The 22,124-nt window shown below is 62.0% G+C and carries 23 protein-coding genes and 1 tRNA gene; 10 read left to right on the forward strand and 14 right to left on the reverse strand.

Annotated elements, in window-relative coordinates:
* Positions 1 to 462 precede the first annotated feature (462 nt).
* Positions 463 to 2,763, forward strand: a complete 2,301-nt coding sequence (locus LZ496_RS07055) for a bifunctional salicylyl-CoA 5-hydroxylase/oxidoreductase (protein WP_249903945.1) — start codon at positions 463 to 465, stop codon at positions 2,761 to 2,763.
* Between the two features lie 7 nt (positions 2,764 to 2,770).
* On the opposite strand, the gene LZ496_RS07060 is transcribed toward LZ496_RS07055, so the two are convergent.
* A tRNA-Ser gene (locus LZ496_RS07060) sits at positions 2,771 to 2,860 on the reverse strand.
* 145 nt (positions 2,861 to 3,005) lie between these two features.
* Between LZ496_RS07060 and LZ496_RS07065 the strand changes: the two genes are divergently transcribed.
* Entirely contained in the window at positions 3,006 to 3,755 is a 750-nt protein-coding gene (locus LZ496_RS07065; RefSeq protein WP_249903946.1) for a Crp/Fnr family transcriptional regulator, read from the forward strand.
* Here the strand turns inward: LZ496_RS07065 and pyrC are convergent.
* Entirely contained in the window at positions 3,752 to 4,777 is a 1,026-nt protein-coding gene (gene pyrC / locus LZ496_RS07070) for a dihydroorotase (RefSeq protein ID WP_249903947.1), read from the reverse strand. The genes LZ496_RS07065 and pyrC overlap by 4 nt on opposite strands.
* 22 nt (positions 4,778 to 4,799) lie before the next feature.
* On the opposite strand from pyrC, the gene ygfZ reads away from it, so the two are divergent.
* Positions 4,800 to 5,513 carry a CAF17-like 4Fe-4S cluster assembly/insertion protein YgfZ gene (gene ygfZ, locus LZ496_RS07075; protein WP_249903948.1) on the forward strand — a complete coding sequence of 238 codons (714 nt, stop codon included), beginning with the start codon at positions 4,800 to 4,802 and terminating at the stop codon, positions 5,511 to 5,513.
* On the opposite strand, the gene LZ496_RS07080 is transcribed toward ygfZ, so the two are convergent.
* From LZ496_RS07080 to acnA, 3 genes are read right to left on the reverse strand one after another with little or no spacing between them, the layout of a single operon-like run.
* Positions 5,506 to 6,180 (reverse strand): cyclase family protein, encoded by a 675-nt coding sequence (locus LZ496_RS07080; protein ID WP_249903949.1) that lies wholly within the window; start codon positions 6,178 to 6,180, stop codon positions 5,506 to 5,508. The two genes, ygfZ and LZ496_RS07080, sit on opposite strands and share 8 nt — an antisense overlap.
* Complete coding sequence (locus tag LZ496_RS07085; RefSeq protein WP_366516702.1) at positions 6,135 to 6,356, reverse strand: CBU_0592 family membrane protein; 222 nt, start codon at positions 6,354 to 6,356, stop codon at positions 6,135 to 6,137. The genes LZ496_RS07080 and LZ496_RS07085 overlap by 46 nt, the downstream gene beginning before the upstream one ends.
* Positions 6,357 to 6,403: 47 nt before the next feature.
* Positions 6,404 to 9,082 carry an aconitate hydratase AcnA gene (gene acnA, locus LZ496_RS07090; protein ID WP_249904914.1) on the reverse strand — a complete coding sequence of 893 codons (2,679 nt, stop codon included), beginning with the start codon at positions 9,080 to 9,082 and terminating at the stop codon, positions 6,404 to 6,406.
* A gap of 139 nt (positions 9,083 to 9,221) precedes the next feature.
* Here acnA and LZ496_RS07095 point away from each other — a divergent pair, with 139 nt between their 5' ends.
* Positions 9,222 to 9,779: a DUF2585 family protein gene (locus LZ496_RS07095; RefSeq protein ID WP_249903950.1), complete on the forward strand. Its 558-nt coding sequence runs from the start codon at positions 9,222 to 9,224 to the stop codon at positions 9,777 to 9,779.
* A 1-nt stretch (position 9,780) separates the two neighbouring features.
* Here the strand turns inward: LZ496_RS07095 and LZ496_RS07100 are convergent, their stop codons facing one another.
* The 4 genes from LZ496_RS07100 to LZ496_RS07115 all read right to left on the reverse strand — a co-directional run bounded on the left by LZ496_RS07100 (position 9,781) and on the right by LZ496_RS07115 (position 12,738).
* The gene (locus tag LZ496_RS07100) at positions 9,781 to 10,176 is read right to left on the reverse strand and encodes a hypothetical protein (protein ID WP_249903951.1); all 396 of its coding nucleotides are present in this window, start codon (positions 10,174 to 10,176) and stop codon (positions 9,781 to 9,783) included.
* Positions 10,173 to 10,628: a DUF4142 domain-containing protein gene (locus tag LZ496_RS07105; RefSeq protein WP_249903952.1), complete on the reverse strand. Its 456-nt coding sequence runs from the start codon at positions 10,626 to 10,628 to the stop codon at positions 10,173 to 10,175. The genes LZ496_RS07100 and LZ496_RS07105 overlap by 4 nt, the downstream gene beginning before the upstream one ends.
* A 124-nt stretch (positions 10,629 to 10,752) precedes the next feature.
* Positions 10,753 to 12,147 carry a class II fumarate hydratase gene (fumC, locus tag LZ496_RS07110; RefSeq protein ID WP_249903953.1) on the reverse strand — a complete coding sequence of 465 codons (1,395 nt, stop codon included), beginning with the start codon at positions 12,145 to 12,147 and terminating at the stop codon, positions 10,753 to 10,755.
* 111 nt (positions 12,148 to 12,258) lie between these two features.
* Complete coding sequence (locus LZ496_RS07115; protein ID WP_249903954.1) at positions 12,259 to 12,738, reverse strand: SspB family protein; 480 nt, start codon at positions 12,736 to 12,738, stop codon at positions 12,259 to 12,261.
* Positions 12,739 to 12,944: 206 nt separating this feature from the next.
* Here LZ496_RS07115 and LZ496_RS07120 point away from each other — a divergent pair, with 206 nt between their 5' ends.
* The 3 genes from LZ496_RS07120 to LZ496_RS07130 all read left to right on the forward strand — a co-directional run bounded on the left by LZ496_RS07120 (position 12,945) and on the right by LZ496_RS07130 (position 15,494).
* The gene (locus LZ496_RS07120; RefSeq protein WP_249903955.1) at positions 12,945 to 13,322 is read left to right on the forward strand and encodes a histidine triad nucleotide-binding protein; all 378 of its coding nucleotides are present in this window, start codon (positions 12,945 to 12,947) and stop codon (positions 13,320 to 13,322) included.
* Positions 13,323 to 13,422: 100 nt separating this feature from the next.
* On the forward strand, positions 13,423 to 14,994 hold the full coding sequence (locus tag LZ496_RS07125; RefSeq protein ID WP_249903956.1) for an amino acid permease: 1,572 nt from the start codon (positions 13,423 to 13,425) through the stop codon (positions 14,992 to 14,994).
* 83 nt (positions 14,995 to 15,077) lie between these two features.
* Positions 15,078 to 15,494 (forward strand): VOC family protein, encoded by a 417-nt coding sequence (locus LZ496_RS07130; protein ID WP_249903957.1) that lies wholly within the window; start codon positions 15,078 to 15,080, stop codon positions 15,492 to 15,494.
* Here LZ496_RS07130 and LZ496_RS07135 read toward each other — a convergent pair.
* The gene (locus LZ496_RS07135) at positions 15,491 to 16,486 is read right to left on the reverse strand and encodes an adenosine kinase (protein WP_249903958.1); all 996 of its coding nucleotides are present in this window, start codon (positions 16,484 to 16,486) and stop codon (positions 15,491 to 15,493) included. The genes LZ496_RS07130 and LZ496_RS07135 overlap by 4 nt on opposite strands.
* Before the next feature lie 102 nt (positions 16,487 to 16,588).
* On the opposite strand from LZ496_RS07135, the gene LZ496_RS07140 reads away from it, so the two are divergent.
* A complete protein-coding gene (locus LZ496_RS07140; RefSeq protein WP_249903959.1) occupies positions 16,589 to 16,948 on the forward strand; it encodes a hypothetical protein in 360 nt (119 codons plus the stop codon).
* Here the strand turns inward: LZ496_RS07140 and queG are convergent.
* The gene (queG, locus tag LZ496_RS07145) at positions 16,945 to 17,973 is read right to left on the reverse strand and encodes a tRNA epoxyqueuosine(34) reductase QueG (RefSeq protein WP_249903960.1); all 1,029 of its coding nucleotides are present in this window, start codon (positions 17,971 to 17,973) and stop codon (positions 16,945 to 16,947) included. The genes LZ496_RS07140 and queG overlap by 4 nt on opposite strands.
* Before the next feature lie 29 nt (positions 17,974 to 18,002).
* On the opposite strand from queG, the gene LZ496_RS07150 reads away from it, so the two are divergent.
* Positions 18,003 to 18,950, forward strand: coding sequence for an ABC transporter ATP-binding protein (locus tag LZ496_RS07150; RefSeq protein ID WP_436286461.1), 948 nt, complete (start codon positions 18,003 to 18,005; stop codon positions 18,948 to 18,950).
* Positions 18,947 to 20,164 (forward strand): ABC transporter permease, encoded by a 1,218-nt coding sequence (locus LZ496_RS07155; RefSeq protein WP_249903961.1) that lies wholly within the window; start codon positions 18,947 to 18,949, stop codon positions 20,162 to 20,164. Before LZ496_RS07150 ends, LZ496_RS07155 begins: the two co-directional genes overlap by 4 nt.
* On the opposite strand, the gene LZ496_RS07160 is transcribed toward LZ496_RS07155, so the two are convergent.
* The 3 genes from LZ496_RS07160 to LZ496_RS07170 all read right to left on the reverse strand — a co-directional run bounded on the left by LZ496_RS07160 (position 20,161) and on the right by LZ496_RS07170 (position 22,124).
* Positions 20,161 to 20,913, reverse strand: coding sequence for an isocitrate lyase/PEP mutase family protein (locus LZ496_RS07160; RefSeq protein ID WP_249903962.1), 753 nt, complete (start codon positions 20,911 to 20,913; stop codon positions 20,161 to 20,163). The two genes, LZ496_RS07155 and LZ496_RS07160, sit on opposite strands and share 4 nt — an antisense overlap.
* A gap of 71 nt (positions 20,914 to 20,984) precedes the next feature.
* Positions 20,985 to 21,737: an isocitrate lyase/PEP mutase family protein gene (locus tag LZ496_RS07165; protein ID WP_249903963.1), complete on the reverse strand. Its 753-nt coding sequence runs from the start codon at positions 21,735 to 21,737 to the stop codon at positions 20,985 to 20,987.
* Between the two features lie 12 nt (positions 21,738 to 21,749).
* On the reverse strand, positions 21,750 to 22,124 hold the full coding sequence (locus LZ496_RS07170) for a VOC family protein (RefSeq protein ID WP_249903964.1): 375 nt from the start codon (positions 22,122 to 22,124) through the stop codon (positions 21,750 to 21,752).

A 22,124-nucleotide genomic window follows, 5' to 3' on the forward strand; every position in this document is an offset into this window, starting at 1 on the left:
CGCCTTATCCTGTAGATCAATCCAGGACGCATTTCCCATTTCATTAATGTAATTGTTGGTTAACATTTGAACTTCTTGCAAGTAATTACGCAACTAAACTTGCAATGATGAATGTTATTATGTTGGTCATCGGTTGGATTTGTATGAAATAACCTAGAGCAGCGCCGCGAATAGATTCGCCGAATAGCTAGAAAGTTAATTCGTGTTAAATTTCTAATTTTGGTTAGTGAAAGGTTAACAGCCCGCTTGGATTGGAACGATCGCGATTCAACCGGGATTCCGCGAGGCCATGGGTTTGTGGAAAAAATTGTGGGCCGATCGTCCCGCTTTGGGAAAAATCGCGATTCCGGCACGCCCGACTCGAAAGAAACCGACCAGGCGGTATGACGACTCGGGCTTATTCGCCGGGGTGTAACTGGGACGCTACGGGGCTAGATGACCGACAGAAGCGGGAGTGACGCCTTGAGAATCGCATGCGTCGGCGGCGGGCCGGCAGGACTATATTTCGCAATCTCGATGAAGCTTCGGGACGCGCGTCATGACGTGCACGTCTTCGAGCGCAATCCTGAGGGCGTGACCTTTGGATGGGGCGTCGTCTTCTCGGACCAGACGGTCGAAAATCTGATGTCGAACGACCCGGTGTCGGGCCAGGTCATCAGTGACGAATTCGCCCATTGGGACGATATCGACGTCCACATTCACGGCGAATGCATACGTTCTTCGGGCCATGGGTTCATCGGCATCGGTCGCAAACGCCTTCTGGAAATCCTTGCGTCCCGGGCGCGCGAACTGGGTGTCGAGATTCATTATGAGCAGGAATGCCAGCCCGACCTCGCCGCCTGGGATGGCTGGGACCTGGTCATCGCTGCCGACGGGATCAACAGCCGATTCCGCGATGCCTACGCCGAGCATTTTGGCATAGATATTCAGGAAAGAGCCAACCGCTTCATTTGGCTTGGCACTCCCAAGACGTTCGATGCATTCACCTTCGCATTCGAAAAGACCGAGGCGGGCTGGATCTGGGCGCACGCCTATCGGTTTGCCGATGATTGCTCGACCTTCATCGTCGAATGCTCGGACAAGACCTGGGCAGGCCTGGGGTTCGACAAGATGGACCAGGCGCAGACCATTGAAACTTGCGAGCGGCTATTCGCCAAATATCTCGATGGCGCACCGCTGCTGACCAATGCCGCGCACCTTCGGGGCTCGGCGGCATGGCTTAAATTCCGACGGATCATTTGCGAGCGCTGGCATTACGACCGGCTGATCCTGCTCGGCGATGCAGCCCATACCGCTCACTTCTCCATCGGCTCCGGAACCAAGCTGGCACTGGAAGACGCGATCAAGCTGGCGGAAGTGCTGAACAGGCCCGGCGCCGACAGGATCGAGGCGCTGGCCGAATATCAGGCGGAGCGAAACCTCGAGGTTCTGAAGCTACAGAATAGCGCGCGCAACTCTACGGAATGGTTTGAGACGGTGGAGCGCTACCTCGATTTCGAACCTTGGCAATTTGCCTATTCGTTGCTGACGCGATCGCAGCGGATCAGCCACGAGAATCTCCGTCTTCGCGATCCCGATTGGCTCGAGCGGACCGAACGCACTTTCTGGAAGAATGCTACCGGGAATGAAAAGGCCGCCTGGCCGATGTTCGCACCCTTCAAGCTGCGCGAAATGGAGCTGCAGAATCGCATCGTGGTGTCGCCGATGGCTATGTATTCGGCGGTGGACGGCGTGGCGGGCGACTTCCATCTCGTCCATCTTGGAGCCCGGGCCCAAGGCGGGGCCGGCCTGGTCTTCACGGAGATGACCTGCCCTTCACCGACTGCGCGGATCACACCCGGTTGCGCGGGCATGTGGAAGCAGGAACATGTGACTGCCTGGCGGCGGGTCACCGACTTCGTTCACAGCAACAGCAAGGCCAAGATCTGCCTTCAGCTCGGCCACTCCGGCGGCAAGGGCTCCACCCAGCTTGGCTGGGAGGAAATGGACGCTCCCCTGGCCGAGGGGAACTGGCCGCTGATCGCTGCGTCGGACGTTCCCTGGTCGGCACCCAACCAGTCCCCACGGTCCATGAACCGCGCGGACATGGACGAGATCAGAGATCAATTCGTCTCGGCCGTGCGAATGGCCGTCGACGCCAATTTCGACATGGTCGAGATGCACGCTGCCCACGGCTATCTCCTGTCGAGCTTCATCACCCCGCTGCAGAACAAGCGAACAGATGAATATGGCGGAAGCCTTGAGAATAGGCTCCGCTTCCCGCTCGAAGTCTTCACGGCAATGCGCGAGGCATGGCCACCCGAACGGCCTATGTCGGTTCGCATTTCGGCGAACGACTGGGCCGGCGACGCGGGGGTCACCCCGGACGAGGCGGTGCTGATCGCCGAGGCATTCTCACAGGCGGGCGCCGACCTCATCGATGTTTCAGCGGGACAGACCTGGGCGGATGCCAAGCCGGTATACGGCAGGCTGTTTCAAACGCCTTTTTCCGACAAGATCCGCAACGAGGCAAAGCTTGCGACCATGGCGGTCGGCAACATCACCGATCCGGACCAGGCCAACGCGATCCTGATTGCAGGCCGCGCCGATCTTGTCGCGCTTGCCCGTCCGCATCTGGTCGACCCGATGTGGACGCTCCGCGCGGCAGCCATGGCCAACTACCGCGATCAGTGGGTACCCCCGCCCTACCTTGGCGGAATGGCCCAAATGGCGCGCCTGTTCGAGCGCGAGGCGGAAATGAAGGCTGCGGAGCTTAAGGCCTAGTGCAAATTGGCGGAGACGGAGGGATTCGAACCCTCGATACGGTTGCCCGTATGACGCTTTAGCAAAGCGTTGGTTTCAGCCACTCACCCACGTCTCCGGGCCCATGCGGCTCGCGGGCTGTAGCGAACCCTTTGGCGTCGTTCAACCGCCCTTGAGCAGTCGCAGCAAATTCGTTGCGGAGGCAACGATTTGGGCTGCCAATCATTGGGAGGCTGACCCTCGCATTTAGATCGTGCTTCGATATGTCCCAAACCCGTTATGCCCCACCGTCCGTTGCCGACGCCTATGGGGGCAACCGCCTCCTCTCAACCTTTCCCGACGAACTGCGCCAATTGATCGAAGCCAAAATGCAAGTGGTGGAGCTCGACACGGGCGCCACCGTCCTGCGCCGCGGCGTAGACGTCGCCCACTCGGTCTTCCCATTTGGAACGACGATGGTTTCCCTCACCGTAGAGCTGGACGATCGCCGCTCGGTCGAGGTCACATCGATCGGCTCCGAAGGCGCGGTCGGCGGGATCATCAGCTGCGGCCACATCCCGGCCTTCACGCGTGCAGAGGTCATGGTTGCCGGACCGGCGGCAAGACTACCGATGGACGTAATTGAGGAGGCCAAAAGCCGGTCGCCACATCTTCGAAACCTGTTCTGCCGCTATGCTGACTATCTCCTTGCCCAGATCATGCAGACCGTCGCGTGCAACAGCTTCCATCCGATCGAGGCACGGGCGGCTCGTTGGCTTCTGACTGCCCATGACCGGGGCGGAAGCCGCCTTGAATTGACCCAGGAATCGCTGGCCGGGCTGCTTGGCGTCCAGCGAACGACGGTCAATGCGGTCGCGCGCGAGCTGCAGGACGAAGGGCTGATCACGACCCGCCGGGGCATCATCGAGGTTCACGATCGGGCCGGGCTCGAGCGCCGTTCCTGCGAATGCTACGATCGGGTCGAACGTTTTTTCGGTGATATCGTCGGGCCGAAGGGGATTGGCCGGTCCTAGTCGACGAATTTCCAGTTGAGCTGTTGGCTGGAGTGGAAGGGCACCAGCCCGTCGACCGTTTCGGGCACTTGCACCTCGGCTCGCTCCAAGGTCACCGCCCCGTCGTTTAGCGGCAAGCCGTAGAAGCGCGGGCCATGCTCCGAGGCGAAGCCCTCGAAATTGTCGAGAGCACCTTCTTCGTCAAATACCTGGACATAGCTTTCAAGCGCGTAAGGCGCGTTGAAGATGCCGGCGCAGCCGCAATCGGACTCCTTGGCCTCGCGCGCATGCGGGGCCGTATCGGTACCGAGGAAGAATTTGGGTGAGCCGCTGACCGCGGCCTTGCGCACGGCAAGCCGATGTTCCTCCCGCTTCACGACGGGCAAGCAGTAAGCATGAGGGCGGAGGCCGCCCTGAAACAACGCGTTTCGATTGAGGTGCAAGTGCTGCGGCGTGATGGTCGCCGCGATATTATCCGGGGCAGAAGCGACAAACTCGGCGGCCTGCCTGGTCGTGATATGCTCCAGCACCATCTTCAGGGCCGGGAATTCACGGGTCAGCGGCGTGAGGATGCGGTCGATGAACACTGCCTCCCGATCGAACACATCGATGTCCGTGTCGGTCACCTCACCATGGATGCAGAAGACCATCCCGATTTCCTGCATCCGCTCCAGCGCGGGATAGATGTTGCGTATGTCCGTCACGCCCGAGGCGCTGTTGGTCGTCGCTCCCGCCGGGTAGAGCTTCGCCGCAACCCAAACCCCTTCAGCGTGCCCGCGCGCCAACTCATCGGGATCGATGCTATCCGTCAGATAGCAGGTCATCAGCGGCGTGAAGTCGTAGCCAGACGCCGCGCTCAATATACGATCGCGATAGGCAGATGCGGCTTCGACGCTCGTCACCGGCGGCACCAGGTTCGGCATGACGATAGCTCTCGCGAACTGCCGCGCCGTATGCGGCGCTACGCGCTCCAGCATCTCGCCATCGCGCAGATGCACATGCCAATCGTCGGGGCGGCGGATGGTGATGGATTGCAAAGTCACGCCGGCTCCTTAGCTAAGCGGCATGCCCCAGAACAGCCCTACGGCTACCACCCTTGCCGATCGTTCCGTCATCCGACTTTCCGGAGAGGATGTCCGTGGTTTCCTGCAGGGGCTGGTAACGCAGGACGTTGCCGGAGACCTGCCTGTGTGGGCCGGATTGCTGTCCGCGCAAGGAAAATGCCTCTTCGATTTCATCGTCTGGGCAGACGGCGACGACCTGCTGCTGGACTGCGAGGTCGAGGCCGTGGACGACCTTATCAAGCGCCTGTCGATCTATCGGCTGCGCCGGCCGATCACGATCATCCGCGACGAAAGCCTTGCGGTTCACTGGTCCGTCAGCGGCGAGCAAGGCATTGCCGATCCGCGCCTCGCCGCACTTGGCAATCGATGGCTTGGTCCGGAGGACGAAGCCGCATCGGGCTGGCTCGAGCATCGGCTGCGCCTAGGCGTGTGCGAAGGCCGGGCGGAGCTGGGCGACTTGCTCTGGCTCGAGTGCAACGCCGACGAGCTGAACGGAGTCAGCTTTGGCAAGGGTTGCTTCGTCGGCCAGGAGAATACGGCGCGAATGAATTGGCGGCAGAAGATCAACCGGCGGCTGGTCGTCGTCGAAGGTGACGGCGGAGAACGGGTCCGGATCGCCTATCCCGACCTTGGCCTAGCCGTCGTTCATGCCCGGATCGACGACATCCCCGCCGACGCGTTGATACCGCCCTGGCTGGCGCCGGTGCTCAGCTAATTATCGCAAAGGCCCGGACCGGAAAGGTACCCATCCCCTTGATCTTGGGCGGGACGGCCGAGAAGCGGAAGCCGCTGCCTGGTAGCTCGCCGAGGCCGGTAAGGTGCTCGCCAATCGGTATATCTGCGCCGAGCAGTATCGTATGCACGGGTCGCGCGCGGACGCGCGTGTCGTCGATATTGTGGCTGTCGATTCCGACGAAGGCAGCGCCCTCATTCGCCAGCCACCGCGCGGCACCCTCAGTCAAATAGGGGTGATCCGTGAAGTATGTATCGGTTCGCCAATGCCGGTCCCATCCGGTCGCGACGAGCACCGCCTTCCCCCGGACATCGAGCCCGGCAAATGCGTCGGCATCGATCGCCAACCCGCCCTCAAACGGCCGCCGGACCACGATCCCGTCGAGGTTCGCCAGCGATTCCAGCGGCAGCTCGGACAGATCCTTGCCCTCAGCATAGCGGTGGAACGGACTGTCGACATAGGTACCGGTGTTCGCGACCATGTCGATCCGGCCGATCTGGAATGTGGACCCATCATCGTAATTGGCCGCCGATGCCTCGCGCGTCCAATAATCGCAGATGTGCGGACCCGGCAGACCCTTGTAAGTGGTCATGCCCTCTTCGATCACATGGCTGAGGTCGACGAGCCTTTTCGCTGAGCGATCCGCCATAGCGCCACTCCCCCAATCAGCATCCAGATGACGTTGAGCGATGCCGATGGCAATGCGCCGTGCCACCAGCCGTTGACCGTGAATCCAGCGGCGCCGACGACATTCATCCACTGATAGAGGACGGACTGCCCGGTCAGCTTACCCATCGACAGCAGAAGATAGGCGAGCAGGATCAAGACCGCGCCGGACCAGCCGACGACCTCGACAAGGAGGTCGACGGTGCTCAGCTCGCCAGGTTCCTCAGCACATAGTGGAGGATGCCGCCCGAACGATAATATTCCAGCTCGTTATAGGTATCGATGCGGCAGCGGGCGATGATGTCGAAGGTCTCGCCGCCCTCGCGCTTCACCTTCACCGTCACATCCTGGCGCGGCTCGATCGCGGCGACGCCGTCGATCGAGAAAGTCTCGCTCCCGTCCAGCTGGTAGGTCGCGGCGCTTTCGCCGTCCGCGAACTGCAGCGGGAGGACGCCCATGCCGACCAGGTTGGAGCGGTGGATCCGCTCGAAGCTCTCCGCCAGCACGGCGCGTACGCCAAGCAGGATCGTGCCCTTGGCTGCCCAGTCGCGCGACGAGCCGGTGCCATATTCCTTGCCGGCGATGACGACCAGCGGCGTACCGTCCGACTGATACTTCATGGCAGCGTCGTAGATCGGCATGGTCTCGCCGGTCGGCGCGTAGCGGGTCATGCCGCCTTCGACCCCGTCCAGCATGCGGTTGCGGATGCGGATGTTGGCGAAGGTACCGCGCATCATCACTTCATGGTTGCCACGGCGGGCGCCGTAGCTGTTGAACTCCGCCCGCGGGACGCCGTTATCGACGAGATATTTGCCCGCCGGGCTGTCGAGCTTGATCGAGCCGGCCGGTGAGATGTGGTCGGTGGTGATGGAATCGCCGAACAGCGCCAATGCCCGCGCGCTGTCGATATCGGTCAGCGGCTTCGGCGTCATGGTCATGCCGGCGAAGTAAGGCGGGTTCTGGATGTAGGTGGAAGCGCCCGGCCAATTATAGGTGTCGCCGCCGGTCACCTCGATCGCGCGCCAGCGATCGTCGCCGTGGAAGACGTCGGCATAGCGCGAGCGGAACATGTCCGAATTGACATGCAAGTCGATCAGCTGCCGGACCTCGTCGTTCGACGGCCAGATGTCGGCCAGGAAGACGTCCGCGCCATTCTGGTCCTGACCGATCGGCGACTTGGTGATGTCTTGCGTCACCGTGCCGAATAGCGAGTAAGCGACCACCAGCGGCGGCGACGCCAGATAGTTGGCGCGGCAGTCCGGAGAGACGCGGCCTTCGAAATTGCGGTTGCCCGAAAGGACCGAAGCCGCAACCAGATCATTATCGTTGATTGCCTTGCTGATCGGCGCGGCGAGCGGGCCGCTGTTCCCGATGCAGGTAGTGCAGCCATAGCCGACCAGGTTGAACCCGATAGCGTCGAGGTCCTCGGTGAGACCCGAGGCGTTGAGATAGTCGGTCACGACCTGGCTGCCAGGTGCCAGGCTGGTCTTGACCCATGGCTTGGGGCTAAGCCCCCGCGCCCTGGCCTTGCGTGCGACCAGGCCGGCCGCGACCAGCACCGATGGATTGGAGGTGTTGGTGCAGCTGGTGATGGCGGCGATCATCACATCGCCATTACCGATCTTGTAAGCTTCGCCCTCAACGTCGACCCGGTTGTCGTTCGACTTTTTGTAGGTGCCTTCGAGCTCGGCATTGAACAGTTCGTCGACCTCGCTGAGGCGCACGCGATCCTGCGGGCGCTTGGGACCGGCGAGCGACGGCTCCACGGTCGACATGTCGAGGTCCAGCGTGTCGGTGAAGACCGGGTCTGGTGTCGCGGCATCGCGCCACATGCCCTGCGCCTTGGCGTAAGCCCGGACCAACTCGATCCGCGCATCCTCGCGACCCGTCAGCTTCAGATAGTCGATCGTGCGCTCGTCGATCGGGAAGAAGCCGCAGGTCGCGCCATATTCCGGCGCCATGTTGGCGATGGTCGCGCGATCGGCGAGCGACAGCGCATCGAGACCCGGTCCGAAGAATTCGACGAAGCGGCCGACCACGCCCTTGGCGCGGAGCATCTGGGTGACGGTAAGCACCAGGTCGGTCGCAGTGATGCCTTCCTTGAGCTCACCGGACAGGCGGAAGCCGACCACTTCCGGGATAAGCATGGAAACAGGCTGGCCGAGCATGGCCGCCTCGGCTTCGATCCCGCCGACGCCCCAGCCAAGCACACCAAGGCCGTTGACCATGGTAGTGTGGCTGTCGGTTCCGACCAGCGTGTCGGGGTAGGCAACTTCATCGCCGGTCTGGTCGACGCTGCTCCAGATGGTCTGGGCGATATTCTCGAGGTTGACCTGGTGACAGATGCCGGTGCCCGGCGGGACCACCTTGAAATTGTCGAATGCGCTCGAGCCCCACTTTAGGAACTCATAGCGCTCGGCGTTCCGCTGATATTCCAGCTCGACATTCTTTTCGAATGCGCGGGGATTACCGAATTCGTCGACCATGACGGAGTGGTCGATGACGAGGTGGACCGGGACCAGCGGATTGATCTTCTGGGCATCGCCCCCGAGGCCCTTCATCGCATCGCGCATGGCGGCCAGGTCGACCACCGCCGGGACGCCGGTGAAGTCCTGCATCAGCACGCGGGCCGGGCGGTACTGGATCTCGCGATTGATCCGGCGCTCCTTCTGCCAGTCGGCCATGCACTGGAGATCGTCGCGGGTGACGGTGACGCCGTCCTCGAAGCGAAGGAGATTCTCGAGAAGCACTTTCATTGAAAAAGGCAAGCGAGAAACGTCGCCAATCGCGGCGCTGGCCTTCTCAAGCGAATAATAAGCGTATTTCTTGCCTCCAACCTCCAGCGTCGAGCGGGTGTTCAAGCTGTCCTGGCCGGTCGGGATCATTCGTATTTCCTCGTGGGTAACGTCGCGTTGAAGCCTCACGCGGGTGCGCGCGCGGCAGTTGGCGCGGCCCCTAGCAAGAATGTCCGGCCAAGACAAAGGGCTGCTTGGCAAGTTTGGTGTCCGTGATAGTCATACACCCATGACGGCTTTCGCGCGGCCGAAGCCGCTCATCACGCTCCTCGCGACCCTGTGTATCGTCATATTGATCATGGTGGCGATGGGCCGCCCCCCGCTATGCACGTGTGGAACAGTTGAATTGTGGGGCGAGGTTGGCCCCAAGCAGAGCCAGATGCTGGCTGACTGGTACAGCCCCAGTCACATCGTTCACGGTTTCTTGTTCTATGCCGCGCTCACCCTGCTCTGGCGGAAATCCCCAATCGAACGGCGTTTCATCACTGCCTTGTTGATCGAAGCAGCCTGGGAGATCGCGGAGAACACGCCGATGGTCATCGACCGTTATCGGGAGGCCACGATCGCGCTCGGCTATTCGGGCGATTCCATCCTCAATTCGGCGAGCGACATCGTCATGATGTCAGTGGGTTTCCTGGCCGCCCGGAAGGTCCCGGTCTGGACCAGCATTGCAATAGTCCTGGCGCTGGAGCTCATCCCGCTGATCGCCATCCGAGACAATCTGGCGCTCAACGTCATCATGCTGCTTGCGCCCAGCGACGCGATCCTGAACTGGCAGTCGGGCTAATCTAGACGCAGCGATTGAGTTGTGCCGGCGCGCCCAGCATCAAATTGTAGGGGCCAAGGGCCGTGCCGTCCTCCAATTCGACATTCAGAGTCATAACACCCTCAAGGGCCGTGCCCGAGTAGATGGCGGTCTGGCTGCGGAAGATCTGGCCCACGCGCACCGGTCCGGGAGAACCCTCGCGGTAAGTGCCTTTGACCAGGAATGAGCCATCCTTCGCAGGATAGACCGGGACGTCGATCGATCCTGAAGCGCAGTCGAACAGCACATCGGCCGTGACATGAAAGGCGATTCCCGCACTAGGACCACCCCAGGTGCCGATGAGATAGGCGGGTTTATCGACAGTCGTAGTGCAGCCGGAAAGGAGCAGTGCGGCAGCCGCCGTTATTGCCGCCCTCATCGCGAATTCCTCAATGCCTGGAGGTTAGCTCGCATGACGCTTTCCGCGTTGGCTGCCACTGGCCGCAATGTCGGGCTGTCACCCGTTTTTGCATAGCTCGAATGAAGTCGCAGCGCCTCCTGCACGACAATGTTCTGCTGGGCACGATAGGTATTGTCGAAGTCGGCGGTCGCGCTCAGGGCATCGAGCATCGCCTGATGGTTCGGATCAAGCGTAGCGGTCGGCAAAAGGTTCAGGCGCCGCCCGGCAAAGGACAGTTGGGCACTCGTTCCCTGGTGGGCGCGCAGTGCCCGCTCGGCAAAAGCACGATTCGCCGGATCCTGCGCGCGCTCCATCGCCATCTGAGCCGATTTCACCTCGTAGAGGTCGATCGAGGACGCCGTGGCCACATAGGCCGCAGCGCTAAGCGCCATCGGCGCGATCGCCGTCGAGGCAACCGAAGCGGATTGCACAGTAGCACCGCCTCTGGCGCCGCCACCGCAGGCCGAGACGAGCAAAAATGATGTGGCCACCAATGAGACTGCAAGCCGCCGCATGAACAACTCCCGCCGTATTCACGGCTACCGTAGCAGCATATTAGCGGCCGAGCATCATCTCCGGCTTTACCACCCGATCGAAGGTTTCCTCGTCGACCAGGCCCAGTTCAATGCCGGCCTGCTTCAACGTCTGCCCCTTCTTGTGGGCATGCTTGGCGATGGTCGCGGCATTGTCGTAGCCGATTTCCGGCGCAAGAGCCGTCACCAGCATCAGCGACCGGTTCATGAGGTCGGCGATGCGATCCGCGTCCGGCTCCAATCCGTCGAGCGTCCGCTCGGTGAAGCTCTCCATCCCGACAGAGAGTAAGTTGATCGAACGAATGACGTTCGCGCCAATGAGCGGCTTGAACACGTTCAATTCCATATGGCCTTGCAGGCCGCCGATGGTCACGGCGACATGGTTCCCCATCACCTGGGCCGCGACCATGGTCAGCATTTCGCACTGCGTCGGGTTGACCTTGCCAGGCATGATTGAGCTTCCCGGCTCATTTTCCGGAAGCTTCAACTCGCCCAGGCCGCAGCGCGGGCCTGACCCGAGCAGGCGGATGTCGTTGGCGATCTTGGAAAGGCTGACCGCAATCGTGTTGAGGACTCCGGACAGCTCCACCAGCGTGTCGTGCGCTGCCAGCTCCGCAAACTTGTTGGGCGCCGAAGTGAAGGGCAGCTGGGTGAGGTTGGCGACTTCCTTGGCAAAATCCTCCGCAAATCCCTTCGGCGCGTTCAAGCCCGTGCCCACCGCAGTTCCGCCCTGGGCAAGCCGCATCACCCGCGGGAGGACGCCCTCAACGCGCGCGATATTGTCCTCGATCATCGCCGCATAGCCGGAGAATTCCTGGCCAAGCGTCAGCGGCGTTGCGTCCTGCAAGTGCGTACGGCCGATCTTGACGATCGGATCCCACCGCTTGGCCTGGTCCGCCAGGCGCGCATGGATAGTCTGGAGCGCGGGCAGCAGCGTGCGATAGACCGCGATCCCGGCCGCGATGTGCATCGCCGTCGGGAAGCTGTCGTTCGATGACTGGCCCTTGTTCACATGATCGTTCGGATGGACCGGAGACTTGCCGCCGCGATTGCCCGTCAGAGCCTCATTGGCCCGGCCCGCGATCACTTCATTGGCATTCATGTTTGACTGGGTGCCGGACCCGGTCTGCCAGATCACCAGCGGAAACTGGCTATCGAGATCACCGCGCGCGACTTCGCCTGCAGCCTGCTGGATCGCTTCGGCGATCTGAGCGTCCAACCCGCCTATACGGGCATTCACCCGGGCCGCTGCCTGCTTCACATAGCCGAGTGCATGGACGATTTCCGCCGGCATCCGCTCACGCTCGCCGAACGGGAAGTTGGCGATCGATCGCTCCGTCTGCGCTCCCCAATAGCTGTCGCCCGGAACCTCGATCGGTCCAAAGCTGTCGGTTTCGGTGCGCGTTTGGGTGGTCATTTCTGATCAATGTCCTGAATGGATGAACGTCCCGCTGGCCCCTAGCTAGCAGAATAAAGGGAGTCGAGATTGAGTTAAGTGCTCGGACTGCCCCCGACAGCCCTGCACGCTTCACTTCTTCTTCGTGAAGTCCACGTTGACGACGTTCGATCCGTCTTCGGCCTGCACGACGGGCACGTCATTCTCCGCTTCGTCATGTTCTTCAGGAAGGTCGGAGGCTCCATTGGACTGGAACTTCAGGCTGAAATCGACTGCCGGATCGACGAAGTCGGTCACCGCTGCGAAAGGAACAACGAGGGTCGACGGAACGCCGCCGAAGCTGAGCCCGACCGAGAAAACATCCTTGCTGACCTTGAGGTCCCAGAATCGGTGCTGGATGACGATCGTCATCTCGTCAGGAAAGCGTTCGACCAGATGCTTGGGGATCTTCACTCCAGGCATCTTGGTCTTGAACGTTATGTAGAAATGGTGGCCACCGGGAAGCCCGCCGCCCTGCTCGACCTCATGCAGTACACGTCCGACGACGTCGCGCAGCGCTTCCTGCACGATCTCGTCATAGGGAATCAGGGACTCAGGTGTTTCTTCGCTCATCGCCCTTCGTGGTAGCGAGCGGCGCAAAGGGGTCAAGGCCGACGCAGCCAATTCCAGCGCCGATTTCCTCCGCCCGCGAGCCCTGCCTTCTCCAAACCAGTCGTGGCAAGTTTATCTCAACAGAACAATGACTTGTCACTTGCTTTGGCGTTTCGCTTGACGTCCGGCCCGGCCCGGTGAAACTCTGGCTTGAATAAGGAGCATCCATGCCGATCGACGCCAAACAGCCTTACGACGACCAGAACATCTTCGCGAAGATCCTGCGCGGCGAGATCCCCAACAAGACCGTGATGGAAACGGAGCACAGCCTGGCGTTCCACGACATCAATCCGCTGGCGCCGATTCATGTGCTCGTGATTCCCAAGGGCCCGTACGTCAGCTGGGACGATTTCACGGCGAAAGCTTCCGATCCCGAAATCGCCGACTTCGTCCGGACCGTCGGCGAAGTGGCGCGGATGACCGGCGCCGACGCACAGGGATATCGGATCCTCTCGAACAGCGGAAAGCGGAGCGGACAGGAAGTGCCGCATCTTCATTTCCACGTGTTCGGCGGCCAGCCGTTGGGGCCGATGCTGGCGCGATAGCCACAGCGGAACTTCATATGTTGCAAGGGGATTGCAACATATGAAGGAAGCGGTTAGGGTCGCCGCAAAACGTTAAATTACCAAATCAAGGGGAGATCTGATGGCGAGTGCCGCTCCGCGGGGACTGCTCGGGCGCATCATGATGCGCAAGAGTGTCGCCCAAATTCAACAAGAGACTGCGTCAAGCGAGCTTAAGCGCACGCTGGGGCCCTGGAACCTGGTGTTCCTCGGCATCGGCTGCATCATCGGTGCAGGCATTTTCGTCCGGACCGGCAATGCGGCGGCGCTTCATGCCGGACCGGCGGTTTTGCTGTCCTTCGTCATTGCCGGCATCGTCTGCGGTTTCGCGGGCCTTTGCTATGCGGAGCTGGCATCGACCCTGCCCGTTTCGGGCTCGGCCTACACCTATAGCTACACTACCATCGGCGAGTTCGCTGCATGGATCATGGGCGCCCTGCTCTTGCTGGAATACGGCCTTGCCGCTTCGGTGGTTTCGGTCGGCTGGTCCGGCTACATGGTCAGCCTGCTTAGTGACATCGGCATCCATGTTCCCGACGCACTGACGGGGCCCTATGGCCACCCGAAAGAATTGGCTGACGGGACGGTGATCACGACGATCTTCAACCTGCCTGCCTTCCTGGTCTGCCTTGCGCTGGCCCTCTTGCTGGTCGTCGGCGTGTCGGAATCGGCCAAGTTCAACAACGTCATCGTCGCCATCAAGGTGACCGTGTTGGCCGCCTTCATCCTCGTCGGCGGTTTCATCCTGATCCAGAACTATGACCAGTTCGCTCATAACTGGCAGCCCTTCATCCCCGAGCCGACCGGGGAAAAGGGCGAATTCGGCTGGAGCGGCATCCTTCGCGCGGCGTCGATCGTCTTCTTCGCCTATATCGGTTTCGAGGCGGTCTCCACCGCCGGCCAGGAAGCGAAGAACCCCGCCAAGGACATGCCGGTCGGGATCATCGGATCGCTGGTCGTCTGCACCGTCATCTACATCCTGGTGTCGATCGTCCTGACCCTGATCGTGCCCTACACCGAACTGAACGTGCCGGATCCGGTAGCGGTCGCGGTCGATGCCTTCGGGCCTCAATGGGGATGGCTCGCCAAGACCATCAAGGTCGGCGCGATCATCGGCCTCACCTCGGTCATCCTGGTGCTGATGTATGGTCAGACCCGCATCTTCTACACCATGGCCCGCGACGGCCTGTTGCCGAAGGTGTTCTCGACCGTCCATCCGAAGTTCCGTACGCCGTGGATCAACACCATCCTGGTCGGCATCGCAGTTGCCACCGCGGGCGGTTTCTTCGACATCAACTTCCTCGGCGACGCGACGTCGGTCGGAACGCTGGCGGCATTCGGTATCGTCTGCCTGACCGTGATCTGGCTTCGCCGGACCCATCCGGAACTGCCGCGCGGCTATCGCGTGCCGCTCTACCCGGTCCTCCCGGCGCTCGGAATCATCAGCTGCTTCGCCCTGATCTTCACGGTCGAAGCGCGGGTGCTGGTGTTCTTCGCCTGGTATGTGGTCGGCGCGATCGTGCTCTACTTCCTGTACGGCATGCGCAATTCGGAACTGGCGAAGGGCCATCTGGTCGTTGCCGATGCCGAAACGCCATATTTCCCGGAAGATGCTCCCAGGGATGAATCCGGCAAGCCGGTGATCCGTCCGTAAAGGGGCATAGTTCGAAAACTGGGGCGGGTCCGGCGACGGGCCCGCCCTTTTTCGTTGAGCGATAGAAGCGTAAGTTGGGACGGATGACACATCCGCCGTTCAAGCTCGAAGGGCTCGATCATGTCGTGCTTCTGGTGCGCAATATGACCGAAGCGCAGCATTTCTACGAACAGGTGCTGGGATGCACCGTGGATCGTGCCCTACCGAAGTTCGGAATGCTCCAGCTACGCGCGGGGGCATCTTTGATCGACCTGGTCGACATCGGATCCAGCGAAGGCGAATGGGCCAGGCCCGAAGCCGAGGGCGGCCGCAACATGGACCATGTCTGCATCGCCACCGGGCCGTGCACCGAACAGGCGATGCGGGCGCACCTTGCGCATCACGGCATCGCAATCGTCGAGGAAGGCATTCGCTACGGCGCCAACGGCGACGGCATGTCCTTCTACATCCGCGACCCGTCTGGCAATCAGGTCGAACTCAAGAGCCCGATCGCCGATTAGCCGACGAGCTCGCCGGCCAACGCCTTGAGGTCCTTCTCCGGCCGCGCGCCATAATGCTGGATGACTTCCGCCGCGGCGATCGCACCAAGCCGTAGCGAGGCCTTTAGGCCCAGGGCGCGTGCCTCGCCCGCAAGGAAGCCGGCGGCGAAGAGGTCTCCAGCGCCAGTCGTATCGACCAGCCGCTCGATTGGCTCGGCCGGCACATCGGCGCGATCACCCCCGGAGACGGCGGTTGCGCCATTCTCCGACCGGGTGACGACCAAGGTCTGGACGTAGGCCGAAAGCGCCGGAATGGCCTCCTCGACGTCGTTGACCTTTGCCATCGACGATGCCTCCGCCTCATTGGCGAACAGGATATCGATCTTGCCGTCGCGAAGCAGCTGCCAGAAGCCGTCCCGGTGCCGATCGACGCAGAAGGTATCGGACAGGGAGAAGGCGACCTTGCGGCCGGCGGCATGGGCCGCCTCGATCGCGGCTTCCATCGCGGCGCGCGGCTCGGCCGGATCCCATAGATAGCCTTCGAGGTAGATGATCGAGCTGTCCGCGACGGCATTGAGGTCGACGGAGCGCTTCTCGAGCAACTGTGCGGCGCCGAGGAAGGTGTTCATCGTCCGCTGTGCGTCCGGCGTGACAAGGATGAGCGAACGAGCGGTCGCCCCGACATCGCCGCGCGCCTCGACCAGGAAATCGATGCCCTGCGATTCAATGTCGTGCTGATAGATCTTGCCCAACTGGTCGTCGGCCACCTGTCCGATGAAGGCAGCCTTGATCCCGAGGGCGGCAAGGCCCGCTGCCGTATTGCCGGCGGAACCGCCGCTGATCTCCCGGCCCGGACCCATCGCATCATAGAGGCGCACGGCTTCCGCCTCGTCGATCAGCCGCATCGACCCTTTGTGAAGGCCCTGCTTGCTGAGGAATGCGTCGTTGGTATCGGCGATGACGTCGACGATGGCGTTGCCGATGCAAAGCACGTCATAGCGGGCTTGGGTCATGAAGTTTTCGATCCTGCGGGAAATGGGGTTGCGGCGCGCCTAGCGGCGGCGGGGAGCAGTAGCAAGCTTGCAAGCCGCCAAGCCGCCCGCCACAAGCTGCTGATGCGTCAATTTATCCCATTAGTTGTCCTGCTGCTTGCCGGCTGCGCCGCGACACCCACGCCCCAGCCCGTCAAGCCTGTCGAGCCCGCACCGGCCGCAGCCAATGATCACAATCATTCATCGCTGGATGGAATGACCGCCAATGAACTGGGCCAGCACTTCGGGCGGCCGAGGCTGCAAATCCGTGAGGGCGACGGCACCAAATTGCAGTTCGCTGGTCCGAACTGCGTTCTCGATGCCTATCTTTATCCCAGCACCAGCGGCGCCGGCCTTCCGCGCGTCACCTATATCGACACGCGCAATCTCCAGGGAGCGCCGGTCAACGCGCAGAACTGCATCGCCTCGCTAGAGGCGAATTAGAGCCGCTCGATCGCCCACCGAGCGGCATCGGCCACGACCGGATCTTCGCTCGTCAGATGCTGCTCGACAGCTGGACGCAATGACGGGTCATTGCTGTTGCCTGCGGCGATCAAGCAGTTGCGGATCATCCGGTTCACGCCGATCCGCTTGATCGGCGATCCGGAAAACAGCTCACGGAATCCAGTGTCGTCGAGGGCCAGGAGGTCCGCCAACTGGGGGGCAACCAGTTCGGGCCTCGGTTGAAACGCCTTGTTCGATTGCGCGGCAGTGGCGAAGCGATTCCACGGGCAGACGGCTAGGCAGTCGTCGCAGCCATAGATGCGATTGCCCATCGCGCTCCGGAACTCATGAGGAATCGGCCCGGCATGCTCAATCGTCAGATAGGAGATGCATCTCCTGGCATCGAGCCGTCCGGGCCCGGTGATCGCATTGGTCGGGCAAGCATCGATGCACCGCGTACAGCTGCCGCAATGGAATTCGGCCGGCTTGTCCGGTTCCAGGTCCAGCGTGGTGTAGATGACGCCGAGGAACAGCCAGCTACCATGTTCGCGATTGAGCAAGTTGGTGTGCTTGCCCTGCCAGCCGATACCGGCGGCCGCAGACAGGGGTTTTTCCATGACCGGTGCCGTATCAACGAACACCTTGAGCTGGCACCCGGCCTCGTCGGCCAACCAACGCCCCATGGCTTTCAGCGCCTTCTTCACCACCTTGTGATAGTCGGCGCCCTGCGCGTAGACCGAGATTCGCCCCCGATCGCGAACGCCCTCCAGCACCAACGGATCGTGGGGCGGCGCATAGCTCATGGCGAGTGCAATGACCGACCTGGCTTCGGGCCAAAGACCTTGCGGGCTGGCGCGCTGCTCCGCCCGATCCTCCATCCAGCCCATCTCGCCATGGTTGCCCTCGGCAATCCATTCCTTGAGCCGTTCGCCAGCCTCCGACGCGGCATCGGCGCGCGCAACGCCCCAGGCGGAAAAGCCCAGTTCCTTCGCCTTGTCGAAAATCCGCTGCTTCAGGCTTGCCATGACACCGCGACCCTTTACCCATTGTCGGCATGGGGGAAAGAGCGATCGCCGCCGAGGCGCGGGACCTGACCAAGGATTTCGACGGCAAAATGGCGGTCGACGGCGTCAGCCTTTCGGTTCCCGAAGGGAGCATCACCGGAATCCTCGGTCCCAATGGCGCCGGCAAGACCACCACCATCCGGATGCTCCTGGGCATCATCGACCCGACCTCGGGAACCCGCAGCTTGCTCGGTCATGACCGGCCGCTCGAGGTCGCAAGAGCGGTCGGCTATTTGCCCGAGGAGCGCGGTCTCTACCCGTCGATGCCAGCTGCCGAAGCGATCGCTTTCATGGGCGCACTTCGCGGATTGCCGATCCGGGAAGGCCGGCGCCGGGCGCTACAGCTGCTCCAGGATGCCGGCCATGAGGATTGGGCGAAGAAGCCGATCCGCACCCTGTCCAAGGGCATGGCGCAAACCGTCCAGTTGCTCGGTACCATCATTCACGAGCCCAAGCTCATTGTGCTGGACGAGCCCTTCGCGGGGCTCGATGCCCTCAACCAGCAGAAGCTTGAGCAACTAATCCGCGACCAGTCGGCCGCGGGTGTCACGGTCATCTTCTCGACCCACGTCATCGCCCACGCCGAACGGCTGTGCGAGCGCATCGCCATCATCGCCGAAGGCCGCGCCGTGTTCGAAGGCGATGTCGACGAGGCGCGCGGGAAGCTCCGCCCGATCGTCCATCTTCGTACCCGATCCGAAAGCGGACCATGGCAATCGGCGCTTCCTCAATCCGCCAAGAAGGTTGGCGGAGAGTGGCGCTTCGAGCTTCCCGCCTCGGGTCCGGAGCCACTGTTGAAGGCGCTGATTGACGGCGGTGCGGGGATCGAAACCTTGAGTATCGAACGGCCCGGGCTGCACGACGCCTTCATTGCCATCGCCGGCGAGGCTGCAGCGCGCGAGATGGGCCATGTGCCTGCATCGGAGGAAGTCGCGTGAAGTTGCCCGAGACCTTCCGCGCCGCCTTCGTCATCGCCCGCCGTGATTTCACCGCGACCGTGTTCAGAAAGACATTCTTCTTATTCCTGCTGGGTCCATTGTTCCCGCTGCTGATAGGCGTGGGGATGTTCGGCATCGGAGCGCAGGTCGACCGCAATGCAAAGCCTCCTCCAGTCGCTGTAATCTCGTCGCAGCAAGATTTTGAATTGCTCAGTGCTGCTCGGGAGCAATTGGCGCCGGCGGCCGATCCGCTGCCGATGGTTGAACTGCGCCATGTCATACCCGAAGCCGATCTCGCCGCCCAAAAGGACGAGCTGCTTTCCTCGGCGGATGAGCCGGTGATGGCCGTGCTCGACGGCGGGCTCACTGCTCCGCACCTTACCGGGACCGTGACGAGCAAGGATCGCACGGCTCGGCACATCAGATTGTACATCGATGAAGCGCGGCGGATGGCTGCCGGTCCACCTCTCAAGGCGGTCAAAGTTCAGATCACCCAGTCCAAGAAAATGGCCGGTCCGCAGGCAGCGAGGCGCGTCCAGACTGGCCGGTCCGGCCAAGCTCTCCTGTTCGTTCTCACGATCCTCCTGGCCGGCATGGTACTCAGCCAGCTGATTGAAGAAAAGTCGAGCAAGGTGATTGAGGTTCTGGCAGCGGCGGTGCCGGTTGACGCCATCTTCCTCGGCAAATTGTTCGCCATGCTTGCGACATCGCTCACCGGCATTGCCGTCTGGACCGTTGCCGGCGCGTTCGCAATCGACAGTTTCAAGGCCGGAGGCGTAAGCAGCTTGACTGCCCCCGCCGTCGGCTGGCCGGCATTCATCGCTTTGATTTTCGTATATTTCTCGATGAGCTATTTGCTGATCGGCGCGACCTTCCTGGGGATCGGCGCCCATGCTTCAACTGCGCGCGAGGTCCAGATATTGTCGATGCCGGTGACCATGGGCCAGCTGGTCCTGTTCGGCTTTGCGTCGCTGGCAGTTGGCCAGCCGTACAGCACGGTGGGTATCGCAGCTGCCGTCTTCCCGCTTTCCTCGCCCTTCGCGATGATTGCCCGGGCAGCGGAGCAGCCGGCGCTTTGGCCGCATCTGCTGGCCCTGATCTGGCAAGGGCTATGGGTTGCCTTAATTCTCAAGATGGCATCCGCCGTGTTCCGGCGGAGCGTGCTGAAGTCCGGCAAGAGCCGCCGACGCTGGTGGCAGCGGAAAGCAGCCTAGGCGAGAGCTTCCCCCGCAGCCTCTTCGAGCTGCTTCATCAGCGCCATGTGCGGGAAGGGGCCGTGGCTCACGCGAGCGACCCCGGTAGCGGCAACCTCCGCATTGGACGGGCAACCGGGGTAAGTCATGAAGTTCACCGGTATCGCTGACTCGTCGCAAAGGCGGCGCAGCAGGTCGAGGTCGCCCAGCATCGGCACGAAGAAGCCGCTCGCCCCCGCTTCCGCATAGGCCCGCCCCCTCGCGATCGCTTCGTCGAGCATGGCGCCGTCATGGGCTTCCTGTGGGACCTTCAGGAACAGGTCGGTCCGGACGTTGATGAAGAAATCCGGCCCTACGGCTGCGCGAGCTGCCGCGATCCGCTGTGCCTGAACGTCGATCGAGTGCAATCCTTCGCCGCCCACCACCTGATCTTCGAAATTGCAACCTACGACGCCCGTAGCGGCCAGCTCAGCAATGTTGCGAGCGCCCTCGTCGGCATCGTTCGAATAGGCACCCTCGAAATCCACCGTGACCGGCAGGTCGACGCTTTCGGCAATCCGCCGGGCATTCGCAAGCGCGAACTCCATCGGAAGATTTTCACCGTCTCCGAACCCGTTTGCCATCGCGACTGAGGCGCTCCCAGTGGCGATCGCCTTCGCTCCCGCTTTTACGACTGCAAGTGCACTTCCAGCGTCCCAGATATTGAACAGGACCAGCGGATCGCCCGAGACGTGTAGCGCGGCAAATCGCCGAAAAAGCTCATTGGCCATGATATTCTCCTCTGCGCCACGGCCTAGGGAGTGAAGTCCGCCTCGACTTCCTGAATCTTGCGGGCAACAGATCAGGCGATGGCGGCGCGAGCTGCCTCTTCGAGCTGGGCCATCAGCGCGCGATGCGGAAATGGTCCATGGCTGATCCGCGCAACACCGGCCGCTGCCCATTCCGATTTGGGCGGAGCACCGGGGAAAGCAATGACGTTGAGCGGCAGCTGCACCTCCCGGACGACGCGCTCGATCTGTCGCGGGTCTGCCAGCCGGGGAACGAAGAAGCCGCTGGCCCCCGCGCCCGCAAAGGCTTTGCCACGTTCGATGACCTCGTCGATCACCGCATCGCCATGATCGTCTGCCTTCAGGAACAGATCCGTGCGGGCGTTGATGAAGAAATCTTCGCCGACCGCGTCGCGAATTGCCCGGATGCGGCGGGCCTGAAGGTCGAGAGGGTGAATTCCCTCACCGCCGACCACCTGGTCTTCGAAATTGCAGCCGGCGGCCCCGCTCTCCTTGAGGTTCGCGACGTTTCGGCCGCCTTCCCCGGGATCGGTGGAATAGGCGCCTTCGAAATCGACTGAGAGAGGCAAAGGATCGATTGCCGCCACGATCCGGGATGCATTGGCGAATACATAGTCCAGCGGCACCTGGTGGGCATCGCCGAACCCGCTGGCATCACCGACCGGATGGCTGCCCGTCGCGAGTGCCTTGGCACCCGCCTTCACCACCGCCAGCGCGCTCCCGACATCCCAGATATTGTAGAGGATTACCGGGTCGCCCGGCACGTGCAGAGCGGCGAAAGTCTCGAACTTGCTCCGATCAGCCATGATCTACCTCGCTTATTCCGGCGCCGGGCCGAGCTGCTGCCAAAGTTCGACCTTCACGCCGTCGGGATCCATGATCCAGGCGAAGCGGCCATAATCCTCGTCCTGCCGCCCGAGGATCTCGATCCCCTTGCCCTCAAGGTCAGCGACCACGCCGTCGAGGTCGTCGACTCTAAGGTTGACCATGAACTCCTTGGCGCTCGGGCCGAAATAATCGCTGTCGGCCTTGAACGGCGAGAACAGCGTGAAGCCTTCGGGATCGTCTTTCTTGAACGGGAACATCGCGCCCCATTCGCCTCCGATGCCGAGTGACTCCTGATACCAGGCGCGAGTCTTTTCCGGGTCCGCTACCTTGTAGAAGATGCCGCCAAGTCCCGTGATGCGCGCCAT

The organism is Sphingomonas caseinilytica (assembly GCF_023516455.1).
In the GTDB taxonomy this organism is placed as follows: Bacteria; Pseudomonadota; Alphaproteobacteria; order Sphingomonadales; family Sphingomonadaceae; genus Sphingomicrobium; species Sphingomicrobium caseinilyticum.

What these genes read in the sequence shown, in the direction of transcription:
- LZ496_RS07100 (WP_249903951.1), bottom strand. Translation starts at nt 10,176, where the DNA reads ATGAGGGCGGCAATAACGGCGGCTGCCGCACTGCTCCTTTCCGGCTGC.
- LZ496_RS07150 (WP_436286461.1), top strand. Translation starts at nt 18,003, where the DNA reads ATGGGGGAAAGAGCGATCGCCGCCGAGGCGCGGGACCTGACCAAGGAT.
- LZ496_RS07160 (WP_249903962.1), bottom strand. Translation starts at nt 20,913, where the DNA reads ATGGCCAATGAGCTTTTTCGGCGATTTGCCGCGCTACACGTCTCGGGC.
- LZ496_RS07170 (WP_249903964.1), bottom strand. Translation starts at nt 22,124, where the DNA reads ATGGCGCGCATCACGGGACTTGGCGGCATCTTCTACAAGGTAGCGGAC.
- LZ496_RS07140 (WP_249903959.1), top strand. Translation starts at nt 16,589, where the DNA reads ATGCGTCAATTTATCCCATTAGTTGTCCTGCTGCTTGCCGGCTGCGCC.
- LZ496_RS07065 (WP_249903946.1), top strand. Translation starts at nt 3,006, where the DNA reads ATGTCCCAAACCCGTTATGCCCCACCGTCCGTTGCCGACGCCTATGGG.
- fumC (WP_249903953.1), bottom strand. Translation starts at nt 12,147, where the DNA reads ATGACCACCCAAACGCGCACCGAAACCGACAGCTTTGGACCGATCGAG.
- LZ496_RS07135 (WP_249903958.1), bottom strand. Translation starts at nt 16,486, where the DNA reads ATGACCCAAGCCCGCTATGACGTGCTTTGCATCGGCAACGCCATCGTC.
- LZ496_RS07130 (WP_249903957.1), top strand. Translation starts at nt 15,078, where the DNA reads ATGACACATCCGCCGTTCAAGCTCGAAGGGCTCGATCATGTCGTGCTT.
- acnA (WP_249904914.1), bottom strand. Translation starts at nt 9,082, where the DNA reads ATGATCCCGACCGGCCAGGACAGCTTGAACACCCGCTCGACGCTGGAG.
- queG (WP_249903960.1), bottom strand. Translation starts at nt 17,973, where the DNA reads ATGGCAAGCCTGAAGCAGCGGATTTTCGACAAGGCGAAGGAACTGGGC.
- ygfZ (WP_249903948.1), top strand. Translation starts at nt 4,800, where the DNA reads ATGCCCCAGAACAGCCCTACGGCTACCACCCTTGCCGATCGTTCCGTC.
- LZ496_RS07095 (WP_249903950.1), top strand. Translation starts at nt 9,222, where the DNA reads ATGACGGCTTTCGCGCGGCCGAAGCCGCTCATCACGCTCCTCGCGACC.
- LZ496_RS07165 (WP_249903963.1), bottom strand. Translation starts at nt 21,737, where the DNA reads ATGGCTGATCGGAGCAAGTTCGAGACTTTCGCCGCTCTGCACGTGCCG.
- LZ496_RS07125 (WP_249903956.1), top strand. Translation starts at nt 13,423, where the DNA reads ATGGCGAGTGCCGCTCCGCGGGGACTGCTCGGGCGCATCATGATGCGC.
- LZ496_RS07120 (WP_249903955.1), top strand. Translation starts at nt 12,945, where the DNA reads ATGCCGATCGACGCCAAACAGCCTTACGACGACCAGAACATCTTCGCG.
- LZ496_RS07080 (WP_249903949.1), bottom strand. Translation starts at nt 6,180, where the DNA reads ATGGCGGATCGCTCAGCGAAAAGGCTCGTCGACCTCAGCCATGTGATC.
- LZ496_RS07115 (WP_249903954.1), bottom strand. Translation starts at nt 12,738, where the DNA reads ATGAGCGAAGAAACACCTGAGTCCCTGATTCCCTATGACGAGATCGTG.